6 protein-coding genes and 1 pseudogene are annotated in these 6,613 nt (G+C 63.6%); 2 read left to right on the top strand and 5 right to left on the bottom strand.

The window, feature by feature from the left end:
* The first annotated feature begins 46 nt into the window (after positions 1–46).
* The gene (locus tag QOC89_RS31480; protein WP_323048617.1) at positions 47–886 is read left to right on the top strand and encodes a lysophospholipase; all 840 of its coding nucleotides are present in this window, start codon (positions 47–49) and stop codon (positions 884–886) included.
* Between the two features lie 153 nt (positions 887–1,039).
* Here QOC89_RS31480 and QOC89_RS31475 read toward each other — a convergent pair whose 3' ends face one another.
* A complete protein-coding gene (locus QOC89_RS31475) occupies positions 1,040–1,840 on the bottom strand; it encodes an enoyl-CoA hydratase (protein ID WP_323048616.1) in 801 nt (266 codons plus the stop codon).
* Between the two features lie 88 nt (positions 1,841–1,928).
* Entirely contained in the window at positions 1,929–2,852 is a 924-nt protein-coding gene (locus QOC89_RS31470; RefSeq protein ID WP_323048615.1) for a histone deacetylase family protein, read from the bottom strand.
* A gap of 245 nt (positions 2,853–3,097) precedes the next feature.
* On the opposite strand from QOC89_RS31470, the gene mltB reads away from it, so the two are divergent.
* On the top strand, positions 3,098–4,285 hold the full coding sequence (mltB, locus tag QOC89_RS31465; protein ID WP_323048614.1) for a lytic murein transglycosylase B: 1,188 nt from the start codon (positions 3,098–3,100) through the stop codon (positions 4,283–4,285).
* 213 nt (positions 4,286–4,498) lie between these two features.
* Here mltB and cysM read toward each other — a convergent pair whose 3' ends face one another.
* The 3 genes and pseudogenes from cysM to QOC89_RS31450 form a co-directional block, all read right to left on the bottom strand.
* Complete coding sequence (gene cysM / locus QOC89_RS31460; RefSeq protein WP_323048613.1) at positions 4,499–5,401, bottom strand: cysteine synthase CysM; 903 nt, start codon at positions 5,399–5,401, stop codon at positions 4,499–4,501.
* Between the two features lie 392 nt (positions 5,402–5,793).
* Complete coding sequence (locus QOC89_RS31455; protein WP_323048612.1) at positions 5,794–6,177, bottom strand: helix-hairpin-helix domain-containing protein; 384 nt, start codon at positions 6,175–6,177, stop codon at positions 5,794–5,796.
* Between the two features lie 77 nt (positions 6,178–6,254).
* A pseudogene (locus tag QOC89_RS31450) lies at positions 6,255–6,613 on the bottom strand (ADP-L-glycero-D-mannoheptose-6-epimerase); the annotation flags it as partial.

The following is a 6,613-nucleotide window of genomic DNA, read 5'->3' as shown; positions in this document are numbered from 1 at the left end:
CGCCTCTGCGAATACCCCTGCGAACGCCCCCAAAGGCGGCGCCCCGTTGCGCTCGACGGTCACGACCGGCGATGGCATCGAACTACCGTTGTATCGGTGGCCCGCTACCACTCAACTGCGCGCCACGGTCGCGCTGCTGCACGGGCTCGCCGAGCACGCTGGGCGTTACACGGCGCTGGCGGACCGGCTGAACCCGGCGGGCATTGAAGTCGTCGCGGTCGATTTGCGCGGACATGGGCATGCGCCGGGCAAACGGGTGTGGGTCAAACGCTTCGACGACTATCTGCTCGACGCCCAGGCGTTGCTCGACGAAGCCGCGACCAGCTGCGCCCCGCTGTTCCTGATGGGCCACAGCATGGGCGGCGCGGTCGCGGCGCTGTATGCGATCGAGCGGCTCGAGGCGAGCGGGCGCCGGCTGAGCGGTCTGATCCTGTCAAGCCCTGCACTCGCGCCGGGCCGCGATGTGCCGCGCTGGATGCTCAAGGTGAGCCAACTGATCAGCCGCATCTGGCCGACCTTCCCGGCGATGAAAATCGACGCGGCCTTGCTCTCGCGTCTGCAGCCCGTGGTGAACGCAAACCGCAACGATCCGCTGGTTCATCACGGCGCGATTCCGGCGCGTACCGGTGCGGAGTTGTTGCTGGCGATGGCACGCATCGAGCGCGGCCGTGCGGGACTCCGTGTGCCGCTGCTGGTGTATCACGGCACCGCCGACAAGCTCACCGAACCCGAAGGCAGCCGCGATTTCGGCGCGCATGCGGGTTCGCCGGACAAGACGCTCACCCTGCACGAAGGCAGCTATCACGAGACGATGAACGATCTCGACCGGGATCGGGTGATCGGCGCGCTGATCGACTGGATCGAGAAACGGCTGCCCAAGGCCTGAACGCTGGAAGGCGGTTTTCGACCGAGCGAATCGGGTTGAGTGGGTCGACGCGCGGACGCCCTCGAATTCCGGCACCGGACGCCATCTGGAAAGTCAGGCATCCGGACGAGTGCGTGTGCGACTGCTAGCCCGGACGACAACCGCCCGGCCCGGTTAGCGCTTCCAGTCGGGCGGACGTTTGTCGATAAAGGCCTGCACGCCTTCGAGCGCCGAGTCGTCCATCATGTTGCAGGCCATGGTCTGGCCGGCCAGCTGATACGCCGCTTCGATGCCCATTTCCAGCTGCCGATAGAACAGGCCCTTGCCGGCGCTCACCGCTTCGACGGGTTTCGCGCAGATGCTTTTCGCGAGCCGCGCGACCTCGGCGTCGAGCGCGTCGGCCGGCACCACGCGATTCACGAGGCCCTGGTGTTTCGCTTGCACGGCGTCGATGAAATCGCCAGTGAGCAGCATTTCGAGCGCCGCCTTACGCGACAGATTGCGCGACAGCGGCACCGAAGGCGTCGCGCAGAAAAGGCCCAGGTTGACGCCCGAGACGGCAAAGCGCGCGGTGTCAGCGGCGACGGCCAGATCGCACATCGCGACCAGCTGGCAGCCGGCGGCCGTGGCGATGCCATGCACCCGCGCGATCACCGGTTGCGGCAAGCGCTGGATCGTCAGCATCAGTTTCGTGCAGCGCGCGAACAACGCCTGGTAGTAAGCCAGCGACGGCGCCGCGCGCATCTCCTTCAGATCGTGTCCCGCGCAAAACGCGCGGCCCGCGCCGGCGATCACCACCACCCGCGCATCGGATTGCTCCAGCGCCGTGAGCGTTGCCTGCAACTCTTCCAGCAGGGCTTCGGAGAGTGCGTTGAAGGCATCAGGCCGGTTCATCGTCAAGCGGACGACGCCCGGCACGCCATAGGCGTCGTGTTCGGTTTCGACCAGCGAAGCACTGCGCACCTCGGCATTCATGGCTCGTTCCTCGTTGAGTTGATGCAGTTCGCGACGTTCGCGCAGTTCCTGTAGCTTGCAGTGGCTTGCGGTGGCTATGGCGCGGCAGTCAGATTCCGGCCAGCGAGCGCACGTGCGCGACCACGCTGCGCCCGAGCGCCGACAGGTTGTAGCCGCCTTCGAGACAGCTGACGATCCGCCCATGCGCATAGCGCTTCGCGATCTCGCGCACCTGGTCGGTGATCCATGCGTAGTCGTCTTCGACGAGACCCATGTTGCCGAGATCGTCCTCGCGATGCGCATCGAAGCCGGCCGAAATGAAGATCATCTCAGGCTTGAAATCGTGCAGGCGCGGCAGCCACAACATGTCGACCGCCTCGCGCACCGCCATGCCTTTCGAGCGCGCCGGCATCGGCACGTTGCACATGTTCGGCGCCTGGTTGTCGGCGCCGGTGAACGGATAGAACGGATGCTGGAAGATGCTGCACATGAGCACACGCGAGTCGCCCGAAAAGGCCGCTTCGGTGCCGTTCCCGTGATGGACGTCGAAGTCGATGATCGCCACGCGCTGCAGGCCGTGCACTTCCAGCGCATGACGGGCGGCGATCGCGACGTTGTTGAAAAAGCAGAAGCCCATGGCCCGCGCCGGCTCCGCATGGTGGCCCGGCGGGCGCACGCTGCAGAACGCATTGTCGTAGCGGCCTTCAATCACTGCGTCGGTCGCGGCCACCGCGGCGCCGGCCGCGCGCAACGCGGCCTGCAGACTGTACGGGTTCATCGACGTGTCGGGATCGATTTCGGCGAGCCCCTCAGCGGGCGAACGGCTGCGGATGTAATCGACGTGGGCTTGCGTATGCACCCGCAGCAGTTGGGCGTCATCGGCGAGCGGCGCCGACTCGCGCTCGATCACCGAGTCGATGCGGCTCGCGATCAATTGATCTTCGATTGCGTGCAGGCGCGCTGGGCATTCGGGATGCCATTGCCCCATATCGTGCAGCAAACAATCGGCGTGGGAATAAAAGGCTGTTGCCATGATCCTCTTCGCGCGGCGCGGCACCTTCGAGGCGCGCGCGGCGTGTCTCCGTCCAAGGGCGCGCTCACTGGGCGCGCCAACATTTGCCAAGTTACCACACGAAGCGACTGTGACGCGCTGGGCACAGTTTTGCAGAAAGCGTCGGGTATACTGCCCCGAACCGTTTTCCCCCTGTCTCTTTCGCACTGCGCCCCTAGCTCACTATGACCGTCAAGCTTGCTCTGTCTGCACGAAACCGGCTACCCATGAAGACCGTGGCCACCGCACTGTCCGTCGCATCGTGCATGTTCATGGCAACCAGTCCGGCGATCGCGCAAAGCGCCGCGAAGAAGCCGCCCGTGCTGCTCGCCCAAAGCCAGCCGCAACCGGCGGTGCCGCAAGGGCAAACCTTCGAGGAAGAGATCATCCCGCAGCGCTACGCGAACAACCCGAATGTCGACGCGTTCATCAACGACATGTCCGCGCGCTACGACTTCGACGAAGCCGCATTGCATGCGTTATTCGCTCGCGTGAGCTATTCGGCCACCGCGGTCAAGCTTGTCACGCCGTCGCCCTCGCCGTCGATCAAGAACTGGCGCGTGTATCAGTCGCGCTTTCTCGACCAGGTGCGCATCAATGCCGGCGTGCGCTTCTGGCGCGCCAACCAGGACACACTGCAACGCGCCTATGAAGAGTTCGGCGTGCCGCCGGAAGTGATCGTCGGCATTATCGGCGTGGAGACGATCTACGGGCGCTTCATGGGCAACTTCCGCGTGCTCGACGCGCTGACCACGCTCAGCTTCGACTATCCGAATACCGCCAATCGCGCGGATCGCCAGGCAACCTTCCGCAAGAATCTCGAAGACTACCTGGTGTGGACGCGCGATTCGCAAATCGATCCGACCACCGTGCTCGGCTCCTACACCGGCGCGATCGGGATTCCGCAGTTTCTGCCGAGCAGCATCGTGCAATACGCGGTGAGCTACGACGGCAACAAACAGATCGATCTGCGCACGAACCAGGCGGACGCGATTGGCAGCGTGGCGAATTATCTGCGTCAGAACGGTTGGGAAAATGGCCGGCCGGTGGTGTGGAAGATCGGCACGGACGCCGGCAGCCTGGGCGTCGCGCAAGCGGCCGCCGACGGTCAGCCGGAACCGCATTGGCCGCTGAATCAATTGTTGCGCGCGGGGCTGCTGCTGAACGAGCCGGGACTCGATATCGCGTCGGAGGCCTCGACGCCGGTGACGGTGGTCGATCTGCCGTCGCCGGGGCGCGGTACGGAGTTTATGCTGGGCTTGAAGAACTTCTATGTACTGACGCGCTATAACCGCAGTTTCTTCTACGCACTAGCGGTTTACCAATTGGGCGAGCGCGTCAAAGCGCAGATGGAAGCGAGCAACGTGGCGAACGCCAGCAGCAACGCGGCGGCGCCGGACGCGGCTTCGCAATGAGCTGAGGGCGGCGCCCGGACGCTCGCTGCGTCGCGAACGGGTTGGACAAACGGGTCGCGAGTGCTTCACGCGTGGGTTGCTAGCGCTTCGCGAACGGGTTGCAAACGCTTCAAGCCCGGGTTCGCGAGCGACACAAAAAAGCGCCGGTTAAATCGGCGCTTTTTTTCGGCCAACTCAGCTAGCTTGAGGGCCACTCAATGCGCCGAAGCGCACTCAAGCCGGGAACACCCCCGTGGATAAATACCGGTCACCCCGATCGCAGACGATAAACACGATCGTCGCGTTCTCGACCTGGCGCGCGACACGCAGCGCCACCTCACAGGCCCCACCCGACGAAATGCCGGCAAAGATCCCTTCGACCGAGGCCATGCGCCGCGCCATCGCTTCCGCCGCGGCCTGGCTCACGTTTTCGACGCGATCGACGCGGCTGCGATCGAAAATCTTCGGCAGATAAGCTTCCGGCCATTTGCGGATGCCCGGAATGCGCGAACCTTCTTCCGGCTGGGCGCCGATGATCTCGATTGCCTGATTCTGTTCCTTCAGATAGCTGGACACACCCATGATCGTGCCGGTCGTGCCCATTGACGAAACGAAGTGCGTGATGCGCCCTTCGGTGTCGCGCCAGATTTCCGGGCCAGTACCTTCGACGTGCGCGGCCGGGTTGTCCGGATTCGCGAACTGATCGAGGATGATGCCCTTGCCTTCGCGCTGCATCTGTTCAGCGAGGTCGCGCGCGTATTCCATACCGCCCGTGACCGGCGTCAGCACGATCTGCGCGCCATAGGCGGCCATACTCTGACGGCGCTCCACGGAGAGATCTTCCGGCATGATCAGCACCATCTTGTAGCCGCGGATCGCCGCAGCCATCGCCAGGGCGATACCCGTGTTGCCGCTGGTCGATTCGATCAGCGTGTCGCCCGGCTTGATACGGCCGCGTGCTTCCGCTTTCTTGATCATCGACAGCGCCGGGCGGTCCTTCACCGAACCCGCGGGATTGTTGCCCTCGAGCTTTGCAAGAATCACATTGTTGCGGCTGCGGATCTCGTCGTCAGGGAGCCGGACGAGTTGTACGAGCGGCGTATTGCCAATCGTGTCTTCAATCGTTTTGTAAGCCATATCGGGTCGAGTGCTGTCAATGCGCGGAGTCTTCAATCCATCGATTCTAAACCACCGTGCGCGCGGCTGCCGTGCGGCCCTTCTGGCCGCATGGATGCAGGCGCCGACGGGCGATCGCGCATGGCGACTCGTCGCCCCCAGCCACAAAGATCGAGAAAGCCGTGCATTTGTCGGTGCAAAGAGCAGCGCACAAGCCGCGCATAGGCCGCCATTAGCCACACACAAGCCACATCGGGAAACCACGCAAAAAGCCCGCGGCTGAGAACCGCGGGAGCCAGTCATCTGCATGACAGCTGAAGGAGTGTTCTGACCACTCCGACCATGAAGGGGAACGACGATGGCGGACCGTACGCGCGAAAGTGACCGGCCTCGCGCGCACGGCCCGCGTCAGGCTATTTCTTCACCGCCACAGTAGCGTTGCTCTTTTGGGCATTGGCCGCATTGGCGCCACCGCCCGCAGCGGCCGCGCCCTTGGTCTGTGCAGACGCCGCAGCCTGCGTGTTAGCAGCCGCGCCAGCCGGACCGACAGCGAGACCCTCCGCCTGCAGGCGCTCGACGGTATGCCCGCCCATGCCTTTGACGCGCTTGCCGAGATCGGCCGGGTCCTTGAACGGACCATGCGCTGAACGCTCTTCGAGAATGGCTTTCGCTTTGGCAGGACCGATGCCCTTGATGCCACGCAGCGCGTCCTCGTTAGCCGTGTTGACGTCGACCGCCGCATACGCGTGGCCAAAAGCGGCGAGCATGGCCGCGGTAACCAGAATTTTTCGAAACATATGGAATCTCCCTCGTACAACCGGTTGGCGACCATCACCAACCGGGAGATTCCAGTTTAAAGAGGTATCCGAAAGATTTACACCTGGCCGAATAGCCAACGTACGTATCGATCCACACCTTCCTGCACGCTCAGAAACGATGCGTCATAACCGGCTGCACGCAGCTTCGTCAGGTCGGCTTGCGTGAAGCATTGATACTTGCCGCGCAATGCATCCGGGAACGGAATGTATTCGATCAGCCCGCGTTGCACCTGATCCGCGAGCGACAACGACGGCTCGTTGTTCAACGCACGCAACGAGTTGACCACCGTGCTCGCGATATCGTTGAACGGCTGCGCACGGCCGCTGCCCAGGTTGAAGATGCCCGACTTGTCCGGATTGTCGAAGAAGAACAGGTTGACCTTGACCACGTCTTCGACGGAGACGAAATCGCGCG

Origin of the sequence: Paraburkholderia sp. (genome assembly GCF_034668105.1) — a bacterium.
Taxonomy (GTDB): domain Bacteria; phylum Pseudomonadota; class Gammaproteobacteria; order Burkholderiales; family Burkholderiaceae; genus Paraburkholderia.
This window is presented reverse-complemented; position numbering and strand designations above follow the sequence as displayed.